Origin of the sequence: Pantoea leporis, assembly GCF_028048155.1 — a bacterium.
GTDB classification, from domain to species: Bacteria; Pseudomonadota; Gammaproteobacteria; order Enterobacterales; family Enterobacteriaceae; genus Pantoea; species Pantoea leporis.
In genome coordinates this window covers 740,114-763,127 of the sequence record NZ_JALMEU010000002.1, presented here as the reverse complement: position 1 = coordinate 763,127, position 23,014 = coordinate 740,114, and the positions used below count along the sequence as shown (strand labels likewise).

The following is a 23,014-nucleotide window of genomic DNA, read 5'->3' as shown; positions in this document are numbered from 1 at the left end:
GATGCATTCCTCGTTGAATTGACGAGGCTATTGTTGATAAATCACGCAATGCGCAACAGACCGGATTGTGGCGCATCTTTGCCTGATCCTCTCGCGTGCATTGTGCAAACAGCAGCTTGATGGCTATGCTTTGCCTGAATATCTCAGTGGAAATTATTTATGTCGCAATCCGTGCAACAGCGCACCTGCGCTTTACTCAGCCAGCTGGCGCGTCAGGAAGGCTATACCGAATCACTGCTTGATAGCGTGCGCTTTATGCGGGCCGATCGGCAGTGGGCGCGCACGCCGGTACTGTATGAGCCGAGCATCATTATTATTTGCCAGGGATCAAAACGAGCTTTCCTCGCCGACAAGATGTATCGCTATGATGCGCAGCACTATCTGGTGTTGTCAGTGCCGCTGCCGTTTTCTGCCGAGACGGAAGCCACATCAGAAGAGCCGCTGCTGGGCATCGCGATTCGTCTGGATGTTGCCATGGTAGCGAGGTTGGTGGCGCAGCTGGCCAGCAGTGAATCGGCGGTAACCGCTGCGCCGGCGGGCATCATCTCCACACCAATCAATGAAATCCTGGCGCAGGGCACACTGCGTTTATTGGAAGCGTTGAGCGATCCGCTTGAAGCCAAAGTGTTGGGACCCGCGCGGGTCGAAGAGATCTGTTTTCGCGTATTAATGGGCGAGCAGGGTGGCGCGGTGCGTGCAGCGTTAACTTATCAAGGCCATTTTGGTCGTATCGCGCGGGCTTTGCAGCGTATACATGCCGACTGGCGTCAGCCGCTGGATGTACCGCATCTGGCGAATGAAGCCGGGATGAGCGTGCCGCGCTTCCATCTGCATTTCAAAACGGTTACGCAAACCTCGCCGATTCAATATCTAAAATCGCTGCGATTGCATCAGGCGCGTCTGATGATGATCCGCGACAATCTTACCGCCGCAGGTGCCGCAGCGCGCGTCGGCTATGAAAGTGATTCGCAGTTTAATCGTGAGTTCAAAAGGCTGTTTGGTCGCAGTCCGGCAGAAGAGGCGCGGGAGATGAAGCGGGCGTTTGAGTTGTTACCGCCGGAACAGCTGTCCGGCCGATTACAGGCGCATTAGCTTAGCGAATGCTCATGATGGCGACGACCATCAAAATCCAGAATACCGCGCAGCCGGTAAACATCATTTGCCAAACTACACGGCGTTCAACTGTCAGAAAAGAAGTGAAACGTGAACGTAAAATCGATTGCATAGCGACCTCAAATCAGAATTTAAGAAGAAAGTTCGTTGGCTGAAGTAAGAAATCCCTGTCAGCGAATCAGACTATTCTGTCTTTTATGAGGTAATGAAATCGACGAGACCAGTCTTGTTTTTGGTCTGGAATGTAAACCATAAATAAAAGAAAAGCCGCGCAGGGCGCTGATCCCTGAGCGGCTGAACACTACGCATTTACTCGCTAAACGTTGCGCGTCACGCCACCATCAACACGAATATTCTGAGCGGTAATATAGGCTGCGCCAGGCGAAGCCAGGAAGGCGATGGTCGCCGCCACTTCTTCAGACGTACCGTAACGCTGTAATGGCACACTATCCCGACGTTCATCGGTTTTCGGCAAGCTGTCGATCCAGCCAGGCAGCACATTGTTGATGCGGATGTTATCGGCCGCGTAGGCATCAGCAAAGATTTTGGTGAAGGATGCCAGGCCGGCGCGGAACACCGCTGAGGTCGGGAACATATCGGTTGGCTCAAACGTCCAAGCGGAGGAGATGTTGATAATGCTGCCGCCGCCTTGTTTCTGCATAATTGGCGTGACCAGACGCGTGGCGCGTACCACATTTAAAAAATAGGTTTCCATGCCAAGCTGCCACTGCTCATCGGTTAACGCCAAAATCGGCGCGCGCGGACCATGACCGGCGCTGTTCACCAGCACATCTATTCGGCCCCAGCGCGCCAGCGTTTGATCCACCAGCTTCTGCAGATCCGCTACCGATTGATTAGAACCGGTCACGCCCAAACCGCCCAGACGCTCCGCCAGCGCTTCACCTTTGCCGGAGGAGGAGAGGATTGCCACTTTATAGCCATCGCTTGCCAGTTTCTCAGCCGCTGCTGCTCCCATTCCGCTGCCACCGGCGACGATTATTGCAACTTTTTCTACTGTCATCATTGATCTTCCTGTTAATTAAAAATCGATTAAAACCAGTATAAAAGGTAATTTTGGCAGCAGAGAGTCAGTCTGTTTGCCAATTGACGATAGGAAAACTACAGGATGAGTCAGGGATTCAGCGAACTACCGCCGCTCAATGCGTTGAAAGTCTTTGAAGCGGTGACGCGCCATCTTAACTTTCGCCTGGCTGCGGAAGAGTTAGGCGTCACACAGGGCGCGGTGGCGCAGCAAATTCGTGCTCTGGAAGCCAGCCTTGGACTGAAATTGTTTGATCGATTGCCGCGCACGCTGGCGCTGACCGGCGCGGGTGCGGGCTATGCGGTCAGCATTCGTCAGGCATTTGAATTGATTGATGAGGCCACGCGCACGCTGCGACCAGAACCGAATCGCTTAACGCTGAGCGTTACACCTACCTTTGCCAGCCGCTGGATGCTGCCGCGTTTACCGGGCTTTACCACCGCATGGCCGGATATCGATCTGCGCGTGATGGCTTCTGAGCGGCTGGTGCAGTTTCATCATGAAGGCGTCGATTTAGCGGTGCGTTATGGCAGGCCACCGTTTGGCGCGGGTCTTGATGCCACTTTGCTGTTTAGCCAAACGGTATTAGCGGTGGTGAGTCCTGCGCTGTTAGCCAAGCTTGGCGATCCGGCTGCAAGCGACAACTTTCAGCTCTACGCCTTGTTGCACGATGGTCACCATCTGTGGCCAGCATTTCTCGCGTTTACCTTCCCGAATTTATCGCTGCATCATCAGCATCACCTGCGTTTCAATCAAACCGCGCTGGCGCTGGAAGCGGCGATCAGCGGGCAGGGTATTGCGCTCACCAGCCCGCATTTCGTGCAGAACGATCTCGCCAGCGGACGGTTGGTGCCCGCGTTTACGCAGCAAATGACCCTGGATGCCGGTTGGTATCTGGTGTGGCCGCGTCGTCCGCGCCAGCAGGCGCCGGTGATGGCGGTGCGCGATTGGCTTTTAGCGCAGGTTAGCGGCTGATATTTGTTCAATAACGAAATCAGTAAAACTGATGATCCACGCAGGATCATGAATGTTATAACTGCTTAATGATGCAGACATGGGGTTTTATCCTGTCAAGGCAGTGAATTAGCAAAATATCGCGAAAATTCAGCAAGTAAAGCAACGGATTGCGCGTTGCATTCTGCCGGGGGGTGTGAATAAATACGGAGTCAATTTTAATAAAAATGCCATAAAGGCCAGGTTTACGCCTGAAAAAGATCTTTGCATATGACCGATTATAAAGATGTTTTAGCCAGGGACATCAGCGCCAAAAGTGAAAGCATGCAGGCGCATCTCATCGCCATCCGCCGTGATATACACGCGCATCCGGAGCTGGGTTTCGACACCGTCCGCACTGCACACATCGTTGAGCAGGAACTGCTGCGCCTGGGTCTGACGCCGCAAACCGGCGTTGGCAGAAGTGGCGTGATGGTTGACATTGTCGGCGCGCATCCCGGTAAAACCGTGCTGTTACGCGCGGATATGGATGCGTTGCCAATCCACGAACAAACCGGCTTACCTTTCAGCAGCCACTATCCCGGCAAAATGCACGCCTGCGGCCACGATATTCACACCGCGACGATGCTCGGCGTGGCGGCGATAGTGCCGCACTATCGCGCGCAGCTGCATGGCACGTTACGTTTGATTTTCCAGCCAGCAGAAGAGACGCTCGATAGCGGGGCCGAAGCGATGATCGCTGATGGCGCCGCAGATGGCGTCGATCTGGCCGTCACGCTGCACAACAAACCGGAACTGGCCGCCGGTGAAATCGGCCTAACGCGCGGCGCCAGCACCGCTTCCAGCGATGAGTTTGATGTGGTAGTGCACGGTAAATCAACGCACGCGGCCCGTCCGCACATGGGAACCGATCCGATCATTGCTGCCGTCAATCTGGTGAGCCAGCTGCAAACCATTATTTCGCGCGAACTCGATCCCGCCAATTCAGCGGTGCTGACCATCGGCCATATTCATGGCGGTACCACTCACAACATTATTTCCGATAGCTGCCTGATTCAGGGCACAGTGCGCGCCAAATCACCGGCGGCGCGTGCGCACATTGAAGAGGCGTTCAAACGTATCTGCGCGGGCGTCGCGCTGTCGCTGAATGTGCGCGTTGAGGTCAATTATCAGCGCGGTGTACCGCCGTTGATGAACGACGATGCGTTGATTGATGTGCTGGAACCGATTTTGTCGCATCAGTTTGGTAAAGCGATTATCGCCAAACCGAGCGCCAGCTTTGGTGCCGAAGATTTCTCGCTGTTTACCGAGCGCGCGCCAGGTTGCCAAATCCACATTGGATCCGGCGCACCGGGACGCGACGACCATCTGCATAATTCGGATTACCAACCCGACGAGCGCAGTATCCATGCCGGCACGCAGGCATTAGCCCGTTTAGCCATTGATTTACTCTCAAAATAACGAACTTCGAGGTTTTATGATGATGCGTAAAGGACTGTTTACCGCTTCTGTGGGCATGCTGCTGCTTGCCTCTTCCGCTCTGGTGCAGGCAAAAGATTTTGGCACGCTGAAATTCGCCACCGAAGCCGCTTATCCGCCATTTAACCAATCTACGCCGAACGGCAAAATCGTCGGTTATGAGCCGGATATGGTGGCTGAAATCGCTAAACGAGCCGGTTTCAAATACGAAATCGTGGCACAGAAATGGTCCGGTATGATTCCGGGTTTAGTCGACGGCAAATATGACGCGGTAATCGATGCCGTGACTGTCACGCCGAAGCGTGAAGAAGTGGTAGATTTCTCCCGCCAGTACACCGTCAGTGTTTCAGGTTTCGTCACCCTGAAGGGCAGCGCGGTTGATACTTTGCCAGGCAATGGCGAAGTGGTGCTGGCGGATGACGAAGCCGCGATGACCAAATCTATTGATGCGCTGAAAGCCAAATTCAAAGGCAAAACCATCGCGGTACAGGTTGCCACCATTCAGGCGGACTTCCTCAACAAATATCTGGCGGATGTGGCGACGATTCGCACGTATCAGGCCGGCCCGGAAACCTTCGCCGATCTGCTGAATGGCCGCGTTGATGCGGTAATGGCATCACGCACTAACCTGAATGCCTATGTGAAAAAGCATGCGGATACGGTGAACAGCACTGGTTACGGTTTCTCGGGCGGCGTGTTGGGCCAGGGTTCCGCTATCGCGATTCAGAAAAACAATCCGGAGCTGAAAGCGGCGCTGGATTCGGCGTTAAATTCCATGATCAAAGATGGCACGCTGAAGCAGCTGTCTGAAAAATGGTTCGGCGAAAACGTCGCACCTAAAGAGTAATTCCAGGCGCTTATGGCTATTGATTGGCAAATCTTAGGTTTTGGTGACGAAGGTTGGGGCGGCGTGTTGCTTAACGCCGCCACAGTGACCGTCACCGTTTCATTGTGTGCATGGCTGCTGGGCGCAATCCTTGGCAGCCTGCTGTGTTGGATGCAGATTGCTGGCGGGCGCTGGCAACAGCGGTTCGCCAACGGCTACATCACGCTGTTTCGTGGTGTGCCGGAGCTGCTGGTGATCTACCTGTTCTATTTTGGTGGACGTCAGGTGGTGTCGTTTGTCGGGGAAAGTCTCGGCTTGCAAGGTCCGTTCGACGTGAACGGCTTTGTCGCCGGCGCGATTGCCATCGGCCTCATCTCCGGCGCATATCAAAGTAGCGTGTTCCGCGGTGCGTTCTACGCAATCCCGAAAGGGACGCTGGAAGCCGCAACGGTTACGGGCATGGGCCGTTTGATGCTGTTCCGCCGCATGATCGTGCCGCAGGCGCTGAAAACCGCGCTGCCGGGCATGGGCAATCAGTGGCAATCGGTGATCAAGGAGTCGGCGCTGGTTTCGGTCACTGGTTTGGTGGAAACCATGAACCAGATCTCCACCGCCTCCAACTCGACGCAAATGCCGTTCTTCTTCTACAGCGTTGGTGCGGTGATCTACCTGATCATCACCACCTGTTCCGATTTTGTTTTCCGCTATGTGGAAAAAGTGGCCATGCGCGGGCAACAACGCGCGCGGTTGTAAGGAGCCACGATGGATGTCACTTTCCTGCAGCACACCTTAGCTGCACTGGTGCGCGGCCTGCCGCTGACGCTGAATCTGGCGCTGCTGTCACTGTTGGGAGGCGGCGTATTGGCGCTGCTGCTCAATCTGCTGCGGCAGAATCGCTTCGGAAGCTACGTTACGCGTTTCTATGTCTGGGTGTTTCGCGGCACGCCGCTGCTGATTCAGATCTTCATGATCTATTACGGCCTCGGCAGCTTGCCGGCGGTGCGCGAAAGCGTGATGTGGCCGCTGCTGCGCGATCCTTATTGGTGCGGTTTGATTGCATTAATTCTTAACGATGCGGCTTACACTTCCGAGATTCTGCGCGGCGGGCTTAACGCGGTGAGCGTTCAGTCACTGGAAGCCGCCAAAGTGAGCGGCATGTCGCGCTTCACCACGCTGCGGCGTATCACGCTGCCGCTGGCGGTGCGTCAGGCATTACCGGCTTACAGCAATGAAATTATCTCGATGATTAAATCGACCTCGCTGGTCAGCACCATCAGTTTGATGGAGATGACCGGCATCGCTGATTCAATCGTCTCTGAGACCTTTCGCGCGCTGGAGGTGTTTATCAGCGCGGCGATTATCTATCTGCTACTGACCGTGCTGGTGAGTAAAGCGGTGGCGCTGCTGGAGCGCCGTTTGTCCCCTTATCACGTTGGAGCACGTCTATGAGTAAACCCACTATCGCACTGAGTCATCTCAGAAAAAGTTATAGCGGGCACGAAGTGCTGCACGATATTAGCCTGACGGCGCAGGATGGCGACGTGATTTCGCTGATTGGTGCCAGCGGCTCTGGCAAAAGTACCTTATTGCGCTGCATTCCATTTTTAGAAGTGCCGCAGGGCGGGGAAATCGCGGTGGGTGACGAAGTGGTCACTATCGATAATCCCGATGAGAAGTTGAGCCGCGAGCAGCAGCGCCGTATCAAGCTGATGCGTATGCAGCTCGGTTTTGTCTTCCAGGGTTTCAACCTGTGGCCGCACAAAACCGTGCTGCAGAACATCATCGAAGCGCCAATTCATGTGCAGAAGCGCAGCAGTAAAGAGGCGATTGAAGAGGCCGAAGCGCTGCTGCAAAAAGTAGGATTGTACGAGAAGCGTAACGCGTGGCCATCGCAGCTTTCGGGTGGTCAGCAACAGCGCGTGGCGATTGCCCGTGCGCTGGCGCAGCAGCCGAAAGCCATTCTGTTTGATGAGCCGACCTCCGCGCTTGATCCTGAGCTGGTAGGCGAAGTGTTGCGCGTGATTCGTAGCCTGGCGGAAGAGGGGCGCACCATGATCATCGTCACACACGAAATGGGCTTTGCACGCGATGTCTCGAACAAAGCGGTGTTCCTGCATCAGGGCAAGATTGAGGAAGCCGGTTCGCCGCAGCAGGTGTTCAGCGATCCCCTCTCCGCGCGCTGTCGCGCATTTGTGAGTAGCCACTTACAGCGCAATAGTTAACAACAGTTTCATTTCCCTTCGCACCAGCAACGAGCGTGAGCTGGTGCATTTCTTCTGCGTCTCATGTTTTACCTAAATTTCTCCCTAATTGAAGTCATTGCTCTAGCAACGGGTGGTCCGGATAGCAGCAACCACGCGCCAGGCACACTTCTGAAAACACGCGACGACCGGGAAAAGTCGTTGAATCCCTCTACGGCGCGGGTTAAAACGTTTGACTTTAGTCAGGCCTCCTTTACTGGAGTACTTCTTTACTGCATAACCACGGAACTCTATGCCGCACACTTACCGACCATGGATGAAAAGGTATTGGCTGGTCTGGCTGCTGTTAACGCTGATCACCTTGATAGCGTTATTTACCGATCAAATTTTGCAGCAGCAGCGTGTCGGCGAGGCGCAATTTAATCAGCAGTTTAACCGTCTCGCCGCCTATCAAACGCAGAATGAAACGTTGTTGCCGCTGCTGAATGGCGATGAGGAACTCGCCTCTTTGCAGAGCAAATTCCCGCAGCTTGTCCTGTTGGAACACACCGTAAATCGTCCGTTAACCGCGCCGCGTTTTGAAGAAGTGAGCGGTGGTCGCTATTGGCTCTACAATCCCTATCGCCAGATTCGCATGCTGATCGATTTGCATTTTGCCCTGCAAACCTCGGATGTGGCGCTGGCGCTGGCTTTTCATATCCACGCACCGCCCGCCATGCAAACGGTGAACTATTCGGACACCGCGCGCTGGCAATGGCAGCGGCCGTTCATCAATCACTATCAGCCATTCTTGCTGAAAGGCAGCGCCAATCCCGACTGGCGTGCGCTGCATGCGTTGCCATTTATGCTGGCGCTGCTGGCATGGCTGGTAATTGGCGGTTTAGGCTGGTGGCTGCTGCGTCACTGGCGTCAGCACGTGGAGATGCGCCTGCGCGCGGACTATTTCCAGCGGACGCGACGTGAAGCATTGGGCGAGTTTACCGCTGGCATCATTCATGAAATTAATCAGCCGCTGACAGCCATCAACACCTGGCTGCACAGCAGTGAGCTGCTGCTGAAACAGGGCAAGTACGAGAATCTGCCGCAGGCGCTCAACGCGATGAACCTGCAAACCGAGCGCCTCGCGGCGTTGCTGCAACGCTTTCGCGACATCGTGAGCGAACGTCCGGTGGCGATGACCGCCGTGAATCCGGAAGCCATCTGGCGGCGCGTGACGGTGCTGCTGCAACAGGAACTGGATGACGGCGATGTCACGCTGCGTCAGCAGTGGCAGCACGGTCAGGCAAAAGTATTGAGCGATCCCCAATGGCTGGAACAGGTGTTCCATAACCTGTTGCAGAACGCCATTCACATGCAGCAAGGACGTCCCGATGCATGGGTGAACATGGCATCTGAACCTATTCCTCACGGCATCAAAATCATCATTAGCGATAATGGTCCCGGCTTCTCGGCGGAAGGATTAGCGCAGGCTTGCATGCCGTTTTACAGCTCGCGCGCTAACAGCATGGGATTAGGCATGACGCTGGTCGAGAGTTTGATGTTACGCATGAACGGCCAGCTGCGGCTGGCAAATCGCGCTGCAGGCGGCGCGGAGATTACCTTAATTTTCCAACTGGCGGAGTAACGGAATGGTCGCAAAGGTTTGGTTAGTGGATGATGATTTATCCGTGCGAGAATCGCTCGGTTTTCTGCTTAAGACGCTGGATTACGACGTGGCCGATTTTGCCGATTTGGCCACATTTGAAGCGGCTACGCAGGCGCAACAACCGCTGCGCGGCTGTTTGCTGTTGGATGTGCGCATGCCGGGCATCAGTGGCCTGAGTTGGCTGGCGGAGCAGGGCGATCGCCATCCGCTGCTTCCGGTGATCATCATGACCGGTCACGGCACCATTGATGCCTGTCGCCGCGCATTTCGTCAGGGCGCTTTTGAGTTTTACACCAAGCCGCTGGAGATAGAACCGCTATTGGAGACCATTCATCTGGCATTCAGCGAAAGTGAGCAGCGTGCCGATCGCTGGCAGTCGCAGCAGGGTTTGCAGGCGCGGTTTGCGCTGTTATCGGCGCGTGAAAGTGAAGTGATGCAGTTGATGATTGCCGGGCAAACCAGCAAAGAGATCGCGCGTGATTTATCGCTATCACCGCGCACCGTGGAAGCGCATCGCGCGGCGGTGTTTGCCAAGCTGGGACTCAATAATCTCGCGCAGTTGATTCACGCCTGGCAGCAGTTGAACCAGGTATAACTACCAGGCCGAACGGGTAATCGCCCGCATATTTCTTTTGCCCGCCGCGCTTTACAGTGTCACTCACTATTAAACAGGAGTGACACATGAACATCCGCCTTTCTCTGATTGCCGCTGCGGCGGCCCTGGTATCCTTCGGCAGCCACGCTGCATTAACCGAATCCACCCTGTCCCTGACTGACGCACAGAAGCTGGCGAGCGCCGCGGTTCAATCGTGTGCGGCGAAAAACTACAACGTCACGGTGACCGTGGTGGATCGTGCTGGTTTGGTGAAAGCGGTGCAGCGCATGGATAACGCCGGTCCGCACACCGTTGAAGCCAGCCAGATGAAAGCCTACACCGCGCTGAGCACCAAAAACCCAAGCGGTAAAGTGATGGAAGCCGCACAGAATAATGCTGGTGCGCAGAACATGCGTGATATTCCAGGTTTCCTGCTGCTGGCGGGCGGTGTGCCGGTGAAAAGCGGCGATCAGGTGATTGGCGCAATCGGCATCGGCGGCGCACCGGGCGGCCATCTGGATGAAGCCTGCGCGGTGGATGCGTTGAAAGTCATTCAGTAATACGCACCAGGTCGTCATTGATGGCGACCTGGTTAGTTACGGCGCGACAGTGCAAAACAGACTAGCGGCATCGGCGAGGTAAACAGCAGCAGTTCGACAAGCAACCGTGCCCGACCGCGTGCCTGTGACAGCATAATTAGAGAGATAGCGATTGTCGGAGTTGAGGCAAGCAGTGCAAGCAAAATTCTACTGCGAAATCTTACTAAAGGCCCGCCGCAACGGGCCAAAGGCGTTAAGCGAGGATGCGTTCAGCCCAGGATTCAATCTCGTCGCCGCTGCCGATATCCAGCTGCACCAAACCGTTGGTGATGAAGGTTGGTGAAACGTGGATACCGTTTTGCCGCGAGTATTTGCTGTGCCATTTGATCTCATTCTGCAGCTCGGCACGCAGAAAAGGTTCGCGCGCGTTAACGCCGCTGTATTGCTCCAGACGATGAAGGATCTGATTCGGCGTGGCATCCATATTCGGGCCGTGGCTGTGATCGGTAAACTCGAACTCTTCACGATGATCCGCCACCGCTTGCAGCACCTTTTTGGCGGCTGCTTTGCCCTCCGGCAAGGTTGAGGCGGCAAGGATGTAGCGCACAATCACGCCGGAATACATATGCCACGGCTGTGATTGCAAACGAATTTTTAATGTCATCTTCTCTTCGCCCACCCGTTGCAGCAACGCGTCCAGCTTGTTGAATGCGCGCACGGAGAACGGGCAGGTGGGTTCCAGAAATACTTCGAACACTTTCGGGCCGTGGCCCCAAACCAGCGGATCGGCGTGTAATGCGATGGATTGGCTCATGGTCATTCCCTGTTGTAGCGATAAAAGTTGTCTTACTTTGGCAAAGCGCGGCGCGAACAGCCAGCATGGGCTTGTGCTTTTTTGTTACAAAGCCATTCGATTGCTGCAAATGTGGCGAAAGAAAAATCGTATTATAGATCCGCGAGCTACAAGAAACTCAGCCTGCAACCGCCTTGCACAGAAAATAAGCGGCTATAGTTAATCCTGTTTCAATCTTCTTACTTGTAGCATTTTTGATTCATTTGCCTGGAGCCAAACGTTAAGAGCATCGAGGTTCAATGTGTTTGCCGATCTCTCCTGGAAAATCATTCATCAGGTTCTTAATGAAACCATTGCCGAGTTAATGGATGAACACCAAACGCTGGACGTTCCCACTTTGCGCGAGCGGCTGCTGGAGATGGCGGAAAGCGAATCCGATGAACTTATGGTGTTGTGTTACTGGCAAGCGAGCAAAGTGCTGACGCGCTTGCCGCCCACGGTGACCGCCAGCCAACTGATTGAAGAGGCGCGCGTAGCGTACCGCACGCCGCTTAATCACGATCCGCTTTAACCCTTGATGCTTTTCGGCGGTTTAATCGCGTTAAAGCGGCTAAGTGACGGATTAATGGTCAAGAGCGGGAAACACGCTCTGCTAGACTTGCCCTGTCAAAAACGTGGATACAGAGGACAGTAATGAAAATCAAAAGTTATGCCGCCTTGAACGCGGGTGAAGCGCTGGTGCCTCATGAGTATGAAGCCGGTGAACTGGCTGCTGAAGAGGTGCAGGTTGAGGTCGATTACTGCGGTGTTTGTCACTCAGATTTGTCGATGATTGATAACGAGTGGGGCATCTCCTCGTTCCCGGTGATTGCCGGCCACGAAGTGATTGGTCGCATCAGCGCGTTAGGCGATGCGGCGCAGAATAAAGGCTTGAAAGTGGGCCAGCGCGTGGGCATCGGCTGGACGGCGAAAAGCTGCCAGCACTGTAATGCCTGTATCAATGGCGAGCACGTTAACTGTGAGAACGGTTCGGTGCCAACCATCATGAACAAAGGCGGTTTTGCCAGCCATCTGCGCGCCGACTGGCAATGGGTGATCCCGCTGCCAGAAGCGATGGATTACACCTCGGCGGGTCCGCTGCTGTGTGGCGGCATCACCGTGTTCAAACCGCTGTTGATGCATCATGTCACCGCCACCAGCCGCGTCGGCGTGATCGGCATCGGCGGCCTGGGCCACATGGCGATTAAATTGCTGCGTGCAATGGGTGCGGAAGTGACGGCATTCAGCTCCAACGCCAGCAAAACCGAATCAATCAAAGCGATGGGTGCGGACCGCGTGGTAAATAGCCGCGACCCGCAGGCGCTGAATGCGCTGGCCGGTCAGTTTGATTTGATCATCAGCACGGTGGCGGTGGATCTTGACTGGGCACCGTACTTCCAGGCGCTGGCTCCGCACGGTAAATTCCACACCGTCGGCGCAGTGATGAAGCCTTTTGAAGTGCCGGCGTTCAGCCTGATTATGGGCGATCGCGCGGTGACCGGTTCCTCTACCGGTTCGCCAGGCCAGCTACGTTCACTGATGAAACTGGCGTCGCGTGCGGATATCGCACCGCAGGTGGAAGAGTTCCCGATGTCTAAAATCAATGAAGCGCTGGATCACGTACGCGCGGGTAAAGCCAATTACCGCGTAGTGTTGAAAGCCGATTTTTAAATCTCAATGACCAGATCGCCATAAATGGCGATCTCAGGCCGTACGGTGCGCATTCCTGCGCACCGTTAAACTCCACGCACTTATCCCCGATCATCCTTTTCGCCGAGGAAGAAATACCACAGCGGAATCGACGTCAGCGCGGTAAATACCGTGGTGTACAACGCAATCATAAAGCCCTGCGTGATGTACATGGTCAGCGACCAATGGCTGAACGGAATGCCATATTGATCGATAACGCCGCCGATAATCGCATTGCTCATCACCGTGCCGACAATCAGCGCCAGGATAAACAAACCGCGCAGGAAGTAGCGCATCTCTTTACGCTTCACGGCAAATCGCGCGCGAATAATGCCCAGCGGAGATTGCTGTGAAGCCAACAGCGCGGCTTCATCGAGCGGTGCGCGTTGCTGTTTGCGCCAGCGCAGAATGTCCAGCAGCAGGAACGCCAGCAAACTCGTGCCCATCACCGGCAGCGCATAACCCAGCGCCAGCGCCACCATTAACCAGGCGACTTTGGCGTAATGCGGTAACGCCATCCAGGTTTCGGTTAGGGTCTGTGCCGGATTCGCGTCGACATCTTTTGGCCGACGAATCCACCACATACGATAGCCGAACACGATCATGCTGCATAAACCGAGGCCAAAGAACGCCAGCAGCAGCTGATTGGGTAAACCAAACAGCACGCCCATATGCGCATCAACGCCCCAGCGCGTCAGCTTCGCCACCAGCGGGAAACGGGCAAAGTAGACGTGATCCACCACGCTAAAATCCTGCGGATTCACCGACACCGCATCAACTCGCGTAGGCCAGCTGCGATCGATCTCCGTCACCGCCCACGCGTTATCTGCGCTTTTCGGCTGACGCAGTTCGAGCTTCGCCGCGCTCAGTCCATCCTGACGCGCCGCATTCAGCACGCGATCCCAGTCGGCATCAGCGGCGTTATTGCGCGCCGGTTTGGCGGGCGCTGCCGTTGGTTTGGTCATCGACGACATCGGCATACTCATGCCCGGCATATCCCTATCCGGCATGTGATCGGCGTGCGGATTGGCCGGTGCAGCAGGCGCATCGCTGTTGAGCGAAGTATTCACCTGTGGCGTCAGCCAGTTCAGTTCGGTACGCATGCGATCGATATTGCCGCCCGCCCACTGCGACCACGTCAGGCCGGTCACCGAGAAGAACACTAAACCGATCGCCAGCGTCAGACCGAGCGTAATGTGCCAGTGGCGGCTGAAGGCGAAACCGCTGCGCGGTTGCTTCAGCTTACGTTTCGGACGCGTTCCCAGCCACAGCACCACGCCGCCGAGAGCGGCCACCCACAGCCAGGACGCCGCCAGTTCGCTGTAGTTACGACCGAAATCGCCTAGCAGCAGGCTGCTGTGCAGTAAGTCGATGGTGGTGCGCAGCGGCAACACACCGCTGGTGCCGTAAACCGGCATATCGCCTTTCACTTTCAGGCTGTAGGGATCGATAAACACCGCGCGAGACAGTGATGCACCGAGCGTGGCGTCGCTGAACTGCACGCGCGTGGTATCCGTTGCACCCGGCGCAGGACGCACCGCGTAGATGTGCTGGTTTCCGCCCGCATAGGCACGGGCCGCGCTGATTTGAGCCGACAACGGCTGCGCGTTGCCTTGAGGTTCAGCGGTTAGCGCATCGGCATAAATCAGGTTTTCTAGCTGGGGCGTCAACACATAAAGCGTGCCGCTGAGCGCCGCAATAAAGATGAACGGGGCGACAAACAGACCAATATAAAAATGTAAGCGACGTAGCAAATTAAGCACCGCGCCGCGCGGTGCTGCAGAGTGAGCAGCAGACAAAGCCGTCTTCCTTCCAAAAAGAAATTGTCTTAGCACATCGCTCAGGCTGAGCGTGCGCTGCAATAAATGAGGTCAGCAGGAAAGCGGTGCAGGCGGGGCGCGCGGACGATGAATGCTGCTAACGCGACGCACAATCGGCGCAACCACGTGGGGCAGCGGCGGGGCGCGCGAGATCACCATAATCAGCCAGATAAACGGAATAAACACCCACATCAGGAGCGGGACATGCACCAGCAGATCACAATAGCCGCAGGCAAACTCGCCGTCGTCCACCATGTGATGGCTCATGCCGGGCATCGGCATATCCGCCATCATCATTTCATGATGGCTCATTGAGCTGTCCATCATGCTGTGCTGCGGCATCGCCAGCAGCTGGCTTTGACGCTCCATCAACGTTTTCGACACAATCGGCGCGACGAACAGCAGCAGCACCGCCACAATGGCGACGCAGGCAGTCAAACGCTGGCGGAAGTGATGTGTAAACGTCATGGTTGCTAGTGGATGATTCCGTAAATGAGGCGGAAGTGTAACGCGATTGACGTTGATGGGTTAAAAAAATAGAGGCTATTTAAGAAAAAATTCGCACCTTTTGAAAATAGTCACTTAAAGAGATGCGGCTGTTAACGTTAATGCAACCTGATAAAAACAGAGCGGAAACATAACATCGCGTCAGGAAATACCATTGATGACAAAGGTCAAGAGATGTACCATTCACCTGTACATGTTGGAGGTATTATGAACAAGTTTACTTATACCAGCGCCAGAGAGAATTTATCTCAGGTTTTGGACCAGGCGATTGCAGGCGAGGCCGTTGAAATTACTCGACGCAGCGGTGACTCAGCGGTTGTCATCAGCAAAGCCAGTTTCGAGGCGTATCGAAAAGCCGTACTGGATGCTGAATTCGCAGAGTTAATGGGTGAGTTTGATGCATCTAATAAAGCGTTAACAGATAGATGATTCACGTTTCTGCTGAAGAGGTTATCGCACTTCACGATTACCTTTTAAAGCGTTATGCCGGTGTTGCAGGAATGTCCGATCCCGGAAGAGCAGAAGCTATTGTTGCCCGCGTTATTAATCGTGAATATTACGAAGGGATTCAGGATATTTTTGAGCTTGCAGCAACCTATTGGGTGGCAATCTCACGCGGGCATATTTTTGCCGATGCGAATAAGAGAACCTCGCTTAACGTAACCATGTTGTTTTTAAAGCGTAATGGAATACGCGTACATGACCGGCCTGAATTAGTCGAATTGACGGTCATGGCAGCAACTGGCGAAGCCGGAGTGCCTTATCTGGCAAACCAATTGCGTGCATTCTTCGGATCACACTAACCACATTGTCTAAAAAATCGATCTTCCCAATCGCTCGGTAAGTTTCTCCAGCAGCGCGGTGCCCGCTAAAGAGTTGCCCGAATGATCCAGCGCCGGCGACCAGACGGCGATACTCATGTCACCGGGGATCACCGCAACAATGCCGCCGCCGACGCCCGACTTCGCCGGCATGCCCACGCGCCAGGCGAATTCCCCGGCACCATCGTACATGCCGCTGGTCATCATCAGCGCGTTCACCTGACGTGCCTGACGCGGTGAGATCACCGCCGATTCATCATCCTGCGTGCGGCCATGATTGGCGAGATAGAGAAAGGTGCGCGCCAGTTCTTCGCAACTCATCGCCAGCGAGCAGTAGTGAAAATAGGTTTCCATCACTTTGCTGACATCGTTATGGAAGTTGCCGAAGGATTTCATCAGCCAGGCGATTGCAGCGTTGCGTGCCGAATGTTCGTATTCGGAGCGCGCAACGACGCGGTCGTAATGGATGTCATTTTGCTGCGCCAGACGGCGCACAATTTCCAGCATGCGCTGGCGTGGTGCTGTCAGGCGGCTTTCCAGCAGATCGCACATCACCAGCGCACCGGCATTGATAAACGGATTACGCGGTTTGCCCTGTTCCAGCTCCAGCTGCACCAGCGAGTTAAATGCCTGTCCCGACGGCTCTTTGCCGACGCGTTGCCAGATTTCACCCTCTTCATACAAGGTAAGCGCCACGCTGAGCGACAGCACTTTGGAGATCGACTGAATGGAGAAGCGCGTCGCGGCATCGCCCGCCTGAAAACAGCGTCCGTCGGGCGTGCAAATGGCGATGCCGAGCTGATCGGCATCCACGTCGGCCAGCGCCGGAATGTAATCCGCCACCTTTCCCTGCTGGGTGAGCGGACGAACTTCGCTGACAATCTCTTCTAGCAATGCATTACTGAGTTCCGACACCTTCACACTCCGTGTAACCAATATTGGCCAGGATGATGGTGATTTGCGCGCAGCGCGTCAATCGGCGGCGCAAAATTCTGTGAGCCTTCTGGGTGAAGCCTGCGTTACAGTGCGGGCTGATTTCATTAAATGTCGAGCCCGCGCGATGATAACTAACCTGTTTCGCGATTTCCCCGCCGCCGCACAGAACGGCAACGCAGAGACGTTTGAAGCGCTGCTGACGCAGCCCAATCTGCATATTGAACGCATCGTTTCTACCGGACAAGCCAGTCCGCCCGATTTCTGGTACTGCCAGAGGCAAGGGGAATGGGTGCTGGTGTTACAAGGATCGGCAGGATTGCAGCTGGAAGGGGAAACGCAGGAGCGTCACTTGCAGGTCGGTGATTTTGTCGAGATCCCAGCTGGCTGCCGCCATCGCGTCAACTGGACCGACAACAAGGGCCCAACGGTGTGGCTCGCGGTGCATTACGGTGCGATTCCGGTTAGCACAATCTGAAGTGAGAACCTCATCACATGCGAAAAATTCATTCCATGATATAAAATATGGAAAATTTATTTCAAATTGAGAGGATTCTATCATGTCATCGCTGCCGTCCTTAGAAACCTTGCAGCAGCAGGAAGCCGAGCATCGTTTACCGCAGTTTGATTTCGATTTAGCGTGGCAAATCGGCCAAAGCATCCAGCAGCGCGCGCGTGAAGACAATGCGCCTGTGGCTATCGAAGTCTATGCGTTTGGTCAGGTGCTGTTTCTGGCGGCGTTGCCAGGATCCGCCCCAGAAAATCTGGAATGGATGCGTCGTAAGCGTAATACCGTGCTGTTGACCGGCCACTCTTCGATGTATGTGGGGCTTATGAATGAACAGAAGGGCGAGCGTATGGCGCAGCAGCGCAATATCCGCCAGGAAGATTACACCGATCACGGTGGTTCTTTCCCGCTGCTCACTGCTCAGGGCGCGATCATTGGTGCAGTCACCATCAGCGGTTTACCGTCTGCAGACGATCATGCGTTAGCGCTGTGGGGGATTACTCAGCTGCTGCGCTGATGCATCGATAAAAAGGTCGCCATAAATGGCAACCCTTGTATCCTGAAAGTGTTGCTGGTTAGCGACCAGCAACGACTCTGAACGGTAACCAGAAGCTCGGTGAAGAAACGCTATTTCATCACCGGTACTTTCAGCTTAGCGCTTGCGCCGGTGGCTTTGCGCAGATCGGCGACCTGGCTGGCTTTCACCTCGGCAGCCTGATTACCCCACGAATTCCTCACGTAGTTCAGCACATCGGCCATCTCCTGATCGTTAAGTTTCCAGGAGAATGCCGGCATGCCCGCGGACGTTGGTCGGTCTGCGGTGTGAGGCGCGCGGGCACCGTCCAGCAATGCGTGGATCATGTTGGTGGGATCGTTCTGCATCGCGCCATTGCCGGCAAAAGCGGGCACCATGCCGGTGATACCTTCACCCGACAACCCGTGACACGCCGAGCAATCCACTTCATAGCGCAGTGCGGCCCGATCGTGACGCGTTTTATCCATCACGAATCCGGCGGCTTGCGGCGTGGAAGAAGCCGGTAAGCTGCGCAGATAAGTGGCGATAGCGTGCAAATCACGATCGTTAAAATACTGCGTCGAGTGCTCGACCGCTTCGGCCATTGGACCCGCCGCCACGCTTGCACCGTTCGAACCGGTTTTCAGGTAGTCAGCGAGCTGCGCGTCGCTCCATTTGCCAATGCCAGCATGAGGATTCGGCGAGATATCCGGCGCGTACCAGCTTCCCAGATTGCCACCTTGCAGATAGTGGCTACTGATTTCGCCGCCCAGCGCGTTGCGCGCGGTGTGACAAACGCTACAGTGCGCCGGACCATCAACAATATACTTACCGCGATTCCACTCATCATTCTGCGCGGTTTGCGGCTTGAACGCGTTGTTATCGAAGAACAACAGGTTCCAGCCAGCCATTGCCAGGCGAATGTTGTAGGGGAAATTCATGCCCGCATTTTCATCGATGGCGTTGTGCACCGGTTTTTGTGCCGAAAAATAGGCCCAAAGATCGTGCATATCATCATCGCTCATCTGTGTATAAGCGGTGTACGGCATCGCCGGATAGAGGAAGCCGTGTTCGCCGCGTCCCTGACGCACCGCGTTAAAGAAATCGCGCTCGGTCATGTTGCCGATGCCGGTTTCACGGTCTGGTGAAATGTTCGAGGTTTGCAGCGCGCCAAAAGGCGTATCGATTGTGTAGCCGCCGGAGAAGTCCGCATTGTGACAGGCGGCACAGTCGGCGAGGCGCATCACGTACTCACCGCGTTTAATAGCGGCATCGTCATTGCTGTGGAAATCGGCCAACTGCACGTTGTCGTCGGCAACGTTTGAGCGCGCGCTGTCTAACACCACCCACAAACGGCCCGACGCCGCGATGCCCGCAATCACCGCCAATGCGGCGAGCGTGTAGGTAATTTTCTTTGCTTTCGCCATGATTACGCCCCCACCAGCGGTGCCGGATTATGGATGTACTTCTGGTGGATCGCCTGCGCAGCACGCACCGCCAGCGCACCAATGGTGATGGTCGGGTTATAACCACCGTTGTTCGGGAAGGCGGATGCGCCGACCACAAACAGGTTGTGCGCATCCCAGCTTTGCAGATAGGGATTGAGTGCGGAGGTGCTGGGATCGCTGCCCATCACCGCGCCACCAATGGTGTGCGAGCTGTGCTGCTGGTACGGATTCCAGCTCTTCTCCGCCTGGTTATCCACCACGATATGCTGGCCGCCGGTCTCTTTCATGATGTCGATGGCGCGATCGGTAACGAATTTCGCCATGCGCACATCGTTCTGGTTCCAGTCGAATGTGGTGCGGATCAGCGGCTGGCCGTGACGATCTTTGTAGTTGGGATCGAGATCGAGATAGGCTTCGCGCATCGGCATCGAGGTGCCCTGACAGAAGATGGTACCGGCGGTTTGGTAATCGCGCTTGTAGCCCGCTTTCCACTCGCTGCCCCAGCGTTTGGTGCCGGGACGCAGGCCGTTCATGTTCTGAATTGGACGACCGTTGGTGGAGAAGCCCATGATGCCCGCGCCGCCGATGAAATCGAGATCGCTGTGGTCGAAGTTATCGCCGTTGAAGTCATCAATCTGCACCGCCAATGCGCCGCCGCCGATGAACGGGTTCATGTATTCGTTATCGAAGAAGCCGGTGACGCTGGAGCAGGTTTGATAGTTGTAGTTACGGCCAATGGTGCCGCGACCGGTCAGCGGATCGTATTGTTCACCCACGCCGGAGAGCAGCATCAGACGCACGTTATCCATTTGATAAGCGGTGATACAGACGATATCCGCCGGCTGGAAGCCTTCGACGCCATCCTGGGTGATAAATTTCACGCCTTTTACCGTTTTACGGTCGTCATGCTTTACGGCGTGCAACACCTCGGTTTCGGTCAGCAGCGTGAAATTTGGACGGCGCATCAGCACCGGCAAAATGCACGCTTGTGGCGATGACTTGGAGAAGTTGCCGCAGCCGTGGAAGTCGCAGAAGCCGCAATAGGTGCACGGACCCATGCTGACGCCGAGCGGATTGACATAAGCTTGCGACAGATTACCGGCCGGCACCGTGAACGGGTGATACCCCATGCTTTCGGTGGTTTTGCGATACTTGCTCATCCAGTGCGTATCTTTCAGCGGCGGGGTTGGATAGTCGCGCGAACGCGGGCCTTCGAAGATATTGCCGCCTTTTTGTGGCTGGCCGTTAAGATTGCCCGCGATACCGGAAGTGCCCGCAATACGCTCGAAGCGATCGTAGAACGGCGCCATTTCGTCGTAGGTCACGCCCCAATCCTGCAGCTGCAAACCCTGCATCTTTTTCGCGCCGTAACGTTCGCGGGTTTGCTTCGCCACTTCAAAATCCCACGGCGTAAAGCGCCATGACATGCCGGCCCAGTGCGTGCCTGCACCGCCAACGTTCCAGCCAAACTGAAACGCTGACCAGTTACGTACCGGCGCTGCCAGCTGATCGCTGCGGTTGCGGAAGGTGGTGGTTTCCACGCTCATCGGCTGCAGGATTTTGCGGCGCGTGTGGAAACGCAGTTCATCGGCATCAATGGCGACCGGGAAATCGGTCGAAGTATCGCGCCAGGCACCGCGTTCAATGGCGACCACGTTAAGTCCCGCGCGGGTAAGCTCTTCCGCCATTACCGAACCGGCCCAACCTAAGCCGACGATGACCACGTCAGCTTTATTTCTAACTAATGACATTGACTCAGCTCCGGCTATTTAATCGTTAGGAATGAGGCTGACGGGAATAAGCGCCAGATTTTCGTTGCGGCGTTCGATATAAGGGCGATAGTCATAGCGTGCGCCGGGAAAACCGATCATCTTCCAACCCACCATATTTTTATTTCCGCCATAAATCGGATCCGCTAAATAGCTTTCGCGCGCGTTTTGCAGCATTAATTCAAACAGCGCCTGGCTATTCACGTCTTTTCCTAAATCGATCTTGCCGTCTTCCATTGCTGTCAGGAATGTATCGATCTGTTCAGCTGATAAGGTATGTAATGAAGCCTGATACTGTTGCTGCGCCCACTTTTCCAGCGCGGCTAAGCCGGTTAAATAGCGCGCTTTTGGCGGGGTAAGAAATTGCGGGCTGCCCATCAATGCCGCTTCATTTTCCGGATGCAGCGGCGCCTGCAAATAGAGCGCCGCGCCAGAGCCATAATCACCGGCTAACTGATTATCGAGGAACTCAATCGCGCCCGCTTCACTGGCGGACGGGCCAAGGTCATCGGCGGGGATTAGGCGGTCAAAGATGGCTGCCAGATTCTGGCGATCCAGCGGATTGGTGAGCACCTGATAACCATCTTGCCATGCCGGTTGCGGCAGGTGATCGGTGCTGAGTTGGGTTTCCAGCGGGACATTGTGCAGCTCTTTCGCCCGTAGCTGCGGCGCGACAGCGAGGGATGCCACAATTCCACTGAGCGAAAAGAGCGCTTCTCTTCGGTTCATACTTTTTATCCCTTAAACTTCAATAGATGAATATTGACAGAGCACGACGTTCAGATATTTCAGACGCAATGACCGTGCGCAAATAGCGCGCAGGCGCTAGCGACGAATCTGCGTTCGTTATTGTTTTTTTCAGAGGTAGGGTAAATATACGGTCTCCATTTACGGTGACCGTATTTACGGGAAACCCGTTTATCGGGCTCCCTTTATGTTAATGAATATATTTATTCATATCTTCATAGCAGTGACGGGAAATATCCCACAAATCGTCTTCCCAGTTTTGCGGGCTTAATAGTTCCGGTGACCAAACACCGTCGTAGCCGGTAGCTTTTACCGCCGCCACCCAGGCGGCAATATCCACATCGCCCTGGCCTGGTGCGTAGTCGCGCTGTACCCACTCATCCCAGGCTTCACCCGGCTTGGCCGCGCGGCCATCGCAGAAATGCACGCCGTAAATCAGATCTTTATCCATGCGCGCCACTTCAGCAGGCGTGGTGCCGCCGCCGGCATGCAGGTGCCAGAAATCCACCACCACGCCAAGATTGTCTTTGCCGCTCTGTTTAATCAGCTCCAGTGCGTGTTGCAGCGAATTGAACGCGGTGAAGGCGACGACTTCAATCTGGAATTTAATGCCGTGTGGTGCGCCGATATCGGCGATGGCGGAGATATTCTCCAGCAGGATGGCATCACGCTCGGCGGCGGAAAGATGATCGAGTTCGGTCAGCGCCATGATTTGCACCACCGGACAACGCAGTTCCACCGCGGCCTGGCAGATTTTTTCCGCTTCGCGCAGCAGCTCAGCTCGCGCTTCCGGCTCATGGCGGCCAATACGTTTCAGCGCATTGATGCAGGTAATATCGACGCTGTATTTCGCCATCAGATCGCGGTAGGCAGCATAGCTGCCACCGTTATCCAGATAGCGATACAGATGTTCTGGCAGGATCTCCAGCCCGCTAAAGCCAGTCTCATGGGCGATGCGTAACTGAGTGACGGCATTGCTGTACCAAACAGACACGCCATGCAACGACAACTTCATCTCTCCTCCTTGTTACC

At 55.2% G+C, this 23,014-nt stretch carries 25 protein-coding genes; 16 read left to right on the top strand and 9 right to left on the bottom strand.

Annotation, left to right across the window (positions count from 1 at the left end):
- The first annotated feature begins 159 nt into the window (after window positions 1-159).
- Complete coding sequence (locus tag MWH02_RS10785; RefSeq protein ID WP_271460601.1) at window positions 160-1,092, top strand: AraC family transcriptional regulator; 933 nt, start codon at window positions 160-162, stop codon at window positions 1,090-1,092.
- 337 nt (window positions 1,093-1,429) lie between these two features.
- Here MWH02_RS10785 and MWH02_RS10780 read toward each other — a convergent pair whose 3' ends face one another.
- Window positions 1,430-2,134 (bottom strand): SDR family oxidoreductase, encoded by a 705-nt coding sequence (locus MWH02_RS10780; RefSeq protein WP_110867237.1) that lies wholly within the window; start codon window positions 2,132-2,134, stop codon window positions 1,430-1,432.
- A 105-nt stretch (window positions 2,135-2,239) separates the two neighbouring features.
- On the opposite strand from MWH02_RS10780, the gene MWH02_RS10775 reads away from it, so the two are divergent.
- The 9 genes from MWH02_RS10775 to MWH02_RS10735 all read left to right on the top strand — a co-directional run bounded on the left by MWH02_RS10775 (window position 2,240) and on the right by MWH02_RS10735 (window position 10,415).
- Window positions 2,240-3,130 carry a LysR substrate-binding domain-containing protein gene (locus MWH02_RS10775; protein ID WP_271460600.1) on the top strand — a complete coding sequence of 297 codons (891 nt, stop codon included), beginning with the start codon at window positions 2,240-2,242 and terminating at the stop codon, window positions 3,128-3,130.
- Between the two features lie 249 nt (window positions 3,131-3,379).
- Window positions 3,380-4,570, top strand: a complete 1,191-nt coding sequence (locus MWH02_RS10770) for a M20 metallopeptidase family protein (protein ID WP_271460599.1) — start codon at window positions 3,380-3,382, stop codon at window positions 4,568-4,570.
- Window positions 4,571-4,586: 16 nt separating this feature from the next.
- Complete coding sequence (locus MWH02_RS10765; RefSeq protein ID WP_176970607.1) at window positions 4,587-5,435, top strand: transporter substrate-binding domain-containing protein; 849 nt, start codon at window positions 4,587-4,589, stop codon at window positions 5,433-5,435.
- Between the two features lie 12 nt (window positions 5,436-5,447).
- On the top strand, window positions 5,448-6,167 hold the full coding sequence (locus tag MWH02_RS10760) for an ABC transporter permease (protein WP_271460598.1): 720 nt from the start codon (window positions 5,448-5,450) through the stop codon (window positions 6,165-6,167).
- A gap of 9 nt (window positions 6,168-6,176) precedes the next feature.
- The gene (locus MWH02_RS10755; RefSeq protein WP_271460597.1) at window positions 6,177-6,863 is read left to right on the top strand and encodes an ABC transporter permease; all 687 of its coding nucleotides are present in this window, start codon (window positions 6,177-6,179) and stop codon (window positions 6,861-6,863) included.
- The gene (locus tag MWH02_RS10750; RefSeq protein WP_064741357.1) at window positions 6,860-7,636 is read left to right on the top strand and encodes an ABC transporter ATP-binding protein; all 777 of its coding nucleotides are present in this window, start codon (window positions 6,860-6,862) and stop codon (window positions 7,634-7,636) included. Before MWH02_RS10755 ends, MWH02_RS10750 begins: the two co-directional genes overlap by 4 nt.
- A gap of 295 nt (window positions 7,637-7,931) precedes the next feature.
- Window positions 7,932-9,239, top strand: a complete 1,308-nt coding sequence (locus MWH02_RS10745) for a sensor histidine kinase (protein ID WP_245250641.1) — start codon at window positions 7,932-7,934, stop codon at window positions 9,237-9,239.
- Window positions 9,240-9,243: 4 nt separating this feature from the next.
- The gene (locus MWH02_RS10740; RefSeq protein WP_271460596.1) at window positions 9,244-9,855 is read left to right on the top strand and encodes a response regulator transcription factor; all 612 of its coding nucleotides are present in this window, start codon (window positions 9,244-9,246) and stop codon (window positions 9,853-9,855) included.
- Between the two features lie 86 nt (window positions 9,856-9,941).
- Window positions 9,942-10,415 carry a GlcG/HbpS family heme-binding protein gene (locus tag MWH02_RS10735; protein WP_271460595.1) on the top strand — a complete coding sequence of 158 codons (474 nt, stop codon included), beginning with the start codon at window positions 9,942-9,944 and terminating at the stop codon, window positions 10,413-10,415.
- A 232-nt stretch (window positions 10,416-10,647) separates the two neighbouring features.
- Here the strand turns inward: MWH02_RS10735 and MWH02_RS10730 are convergent, their stop codons facing one another.
- Window positions 10,648-11,208: a thioredoxin gene (locus MWH02_RS10730; protein WP_271460594.1), complete on the bottom strand. Its 561-nt coding sequence runs from the start codon at window positions 11,206-11,208 to the stop codon at window positions 10,648-10,650.
- Window positions 11,209-11,488: 280 nt separating this feature from the next.
- On the opposite strand from MWH02_RS10730, the gene MWH02_RS10725 reads away from it, so the two are divergent.
- Together MWH02_RS10725 and ahr are read left to right on the top strand one after the other, a co-directional pair.
- Window positions 11,489-11,758: a hypothetical protein gene (locus tag MWH02_RS10725; RefSeq protein ID WP_271460593.1), complete on the top strand. Its 270-nt coding sequence runs from the start codon at window positions 11,489-11,491 to the stop codon at window positions 11,756-11,758.
- 122 nt (window positions 11,759-11,880) lie between these two features.
- Window positions 11,881-12,897, top strand: coding sequence for an NADPH-dependent aldehyde reductase Ahr (gene ahr, locus MWH02_RS10720; protein WP_008108001.1), 1,017 nt, complete (start codon window positions 11,881-11,883; stop codon window positions 12,895-12,897).
- Between the two features lie 80 nt (window positions 12,898-12,977).
- Here the strand turns inward: ahr and MWH02_RS10715 are convergent, their stop codons facing one another.
- Window positions 12,978-14,714 (bottom strand): DUF2534 family protein, encoded by a 1,737-nt coding sequence (locus MWH02_RS10715; protein ID WP_271460592.1) that lies wholly within the window; start codon window positions 14,712-14,714, stop codon window positions 12,978-12,980.
- 72 nt (window positions 14,715-14,786) lie between these two features.
- Entirely contained in the window at window positions 14,787-15,203 is a 417-nt protein-coding gene (locus MWH02_RS10710; RefSeq protein ID WP_271460591.1) for a DUF2946 domain-containing protein, read from the bottom strand.
- Between the two features lie 246 nt (window positions 15,204-15,449).
- Between MWH02_RS10710 and MWH02_RS10705 the strand changes: the two genes are divergently transcribed.
- Both MWH02_RS10705 and MWH02_RS10700 read left to right on the top strand, forming a co-directional pair.
- Entirely contained in the window at window positions 15,450-15,671 is a 222-nt protein-coding gene (locus tag MWH02_RS10705) for a type II toxin-antitoxin system Phd/YefM family antitoxin (protein ID WP_110867236.1), read from the top strand.
- Complete coding sequence (locus MWH02_RS10700; protein WP_271460590.1) at window positions 15,668-16,045, top strand: type II toxin-antitoxin system death-on-curing family toxin; 378 nt, start codon at window positions 15,668-15,670, stop codon at window positions 16,043-16,045. The genes MWH02_RS10705 and MWH02_RS10700 overlap by 4 nt, the downstream gene beginning before the upstream one ends.
- A 9-nt stretch (window positions 16,046-16,054) precedes the next feature.
- Here MWH02_RS10700 and glsB read toward each other — a convergent pair whose 3' ends face one another.
- Window positions 16,055-16,978: a glutaminase B gene (gene glsB / locus MWH02_RS10695; protein ID WP_210080081.1), complete on the bottom strand. Its 924-nt coding sequence runs from the start codon at window positions 16,976-16,978 to the stop codon at window positions 16,055-16,057.
- Between the two features lie 145 nt (window positions 16,979-17,123).
- Between glsB and MWH02_RS10690 the strand changes: the two genes are divergently transcribed.
- Complete coding sequence (locus MWH02_RS10690; protein ID WP_271460589.1) at window positions 17,124-17,474, top strand: cupin domain-containing protein; 351 nt, start codon at window positions 17,124-17,126, stop codon at window positions 17,472-17,474.
- A gap of 82 nt (window positions 17,475-17,556) precedes the next feature.
- A complete protein-coding gene (locus MWH02_RS10685) occupies window positions 17,557-18,021 on the top strand; it encodes a heme-degrading domain-containing protein (protein ID WP_210080080.1) in 465 nt (154 codons plus the stop codon).
- Window positions 18,022-18,131: 110 nt separating this feature from the next.
- Here MWH02_RS10685 and MWH02_RS10680 read toward each other — a convergent pair whose 3' ends face one another.
- The 4 genes from MWH02_RS10680 to MWH02_RS10665 all read right to left on the bottom strand — a co-directional run bounded on the left by MWH02_RS10680 (window position 18,132) and on the right by MWH02_RS10665 (window position 22,997).
- Window positions 18,132-19,445, bottom strand: coding sequence for a cytochrome c (locus MWH02_RS10680; protein WP_271460588.1), 1,314 nt, complete (start codon window positions 19,443-19,445; stop codon window positions 18,132-18,134).
- A 2-nt stretch (window positions 19,446-19,447) separates the two neighbouring features.
- Complete coding sequence (locus MWH02_RS10675) at window positions 19,448-21,217, bottom strand: GMC family oxidoreductase (protein WP_271460587.1); 1,770 nt, start codon at window positions 21,215-21,217, stop codon at window positions 19,448-19,450.
- An 18-nt stretch (window positions 21,218-21,235) separates the two neighbouring features.
- The gene (locus tag MWH02_RS10670; RefSeq protein WP_271460586.1) at window positions 21,236-21,964 is read right to left on the bottom strand and encodes a gluconate 2-dehydrogenase subunit 3 family protein; all 729 of its coding nucleotides are present in this window, start codon (window positions 21,962-21,964) and stop codon (window positions 21,236-21,238) included.
- Window positions 21,965-22,172: 208 nt separating this feature from the next.
- Entirely contained in the window at window positions 22,173-22,997 is an 825-nt protein-coding gene (locus MWH02_RS10665; protein WP_271460585.1) for a sugar phosphate isomerase/epimerase family protein, read from the bottom strand.
- Between the last annotated feature and the right edge of the window lie 17 nt (window positions 22,998-23,014).

Coding starts and splice junctions, on each gene's coding strand:
- MWH02_RS10735 (WP_271460595.1), top strand. CDS start 9,942: ATGAACATCCGCCTTTCTCTGATTGCCGCTGCGGCGGCCCTGGTATCC.
- MWH02_RS10745 (WP_245250641.1), top strand. CDS start 7,932: ATGAAAAGGTATTGGCTGGTCTGGCTGCTGTTAACGCTGATCACCTTG.
- ahr (WP_008108001.1), top strand. CDS start 11,881: ATGAAAATCAAAAGTTATGCCGCCTTGAACGCGGGTGAAGCGCTGGTG.
- MWH02_RS10675 (WP_271460587.1), bottom strand. CDS start 21,217: ATGTCATTAGTTAGAAATAAAGCTGACGTGGTCATCGTCGGCTTAGGT.
- MWH02_RS10685 (WP_210080080.1), top strand. CDS start 17,557: ATGTCATCGCTGCCGTCCTTAGAAACCTTGCAGCAGCAGGAAGCCGAG.
- MWH02_RS10730 (WP_271460594.1), bottom strand. CDS start 11,208: ATGAGCCAATCCATCGCATTACACGCCGATCCGCTGGTTTGGGGCCAC.
- MWH02_RS10680 (WP_271460588.1), bottom strand. CDS start 19,445: ATGGCGAAAGCAAAGAAAATTACCTACACGCTCGCCGCATTGGCGGTG.
- MWH02_RS10785 (WP_271460601.1), top strand. CDS start 160: ATGTCGCAATCCGTGCAACAGCGCACCTGCGCTTTACTCAGCCAGCTG.
- MWH02_RS10740 (WP_271460596.1), top strand. CDS start 9,244: ATGGTCGCAAAGGTTTGGTTAGTGGATGATGATTTATCCGTGCGAGAA.
- MWH02_RS10765 (WP_176970607.1), top strand. CDS start 4,587: ATGATGATGCGTAAAGGACTGTTTACCGCTTCTGTGGGCATGCTGCTG.
- MWH02_RS10710 (WP_271460591.1), bottom strand. CDS start 15,203: ATGACGTTTACACATCACTTCCGCCAGCGTTTGACTGCCTGCGTCGCC.
- MWH02_RS10775 (WP_271460600.1), top strand. CDS start 2,240: ATGAGTCAGGGATTCAGCGAACTACCGCCGCTCAATGCGTTGAAAGTC.
- MWH02_RS10690 (WP_271460589.1), top strand. CDS start 17,124: ATGATAACTAACCTGTTTCGCGATTTCCCCGCCGCCGCACAGAACGGC.
- MWH02_RS10780 (WP_110867237.1), bottom strand. CDS start 2,134: ATGACAGTAGAAAAAGTTGCAATAATCGTCGCCGGTGGCAGCGGAATG.
- MWH02_RS10670 (WP_271460586.1), bottom strand. CDS start 21,964: ATGAACCGAAGAGAAGCGCTCTTTTCGCTCAGTGGAATTGTGGCATCC.
- MWH02_RS10750 (WP_064741357.1), top strand. CDS start 6,860: ATGAGTAAACCCACTATCGCACTGAGTCATCTCAGAAAAAGTTATAGC.
- MWH02_RS10770 (WP_271460599.1), top strand. CDS start 3,380: ATGACCGATTATAAAGATGTTTTAGCCAGGGACATCAGCGCCAAAAGT.
- MWH02_RS10700 (WP_271460590.1), top strand. CDS start 15,668: ATGATTCACGTTTCTGCTGAAGAGGTTATCGCACTTCACGATTACCTT.
- MWH02_RS10705 (WP_110867236.1), top strand. CDS start 15,450: ATGAACAAGTTTACTTATACCAGCGCCAGAGAGAATTTATCTCAGGTT.
- MWH02_RS10755 (WP_271460597.1), top strand. CDS start 6,177: ATGGATGTCACTTTCCTGCAGCACACCTTAGCTGCACTGGTGCGCGGC.
- MWH02_RS10760 (WP_271460598.1), top strand. CDS start 5,448: ATGGCTATTGATTGGCAAATCTTAGGTTTTGGTGACGAAGGTTGGGGC.
- MWH02_RS10665 (WP_271460585.1), bottom strand. CDS start 22,997: ATGAAGTTGTCGTTGCATGGCGTGTCTGTTTGGTACAGCAATGCCGTC.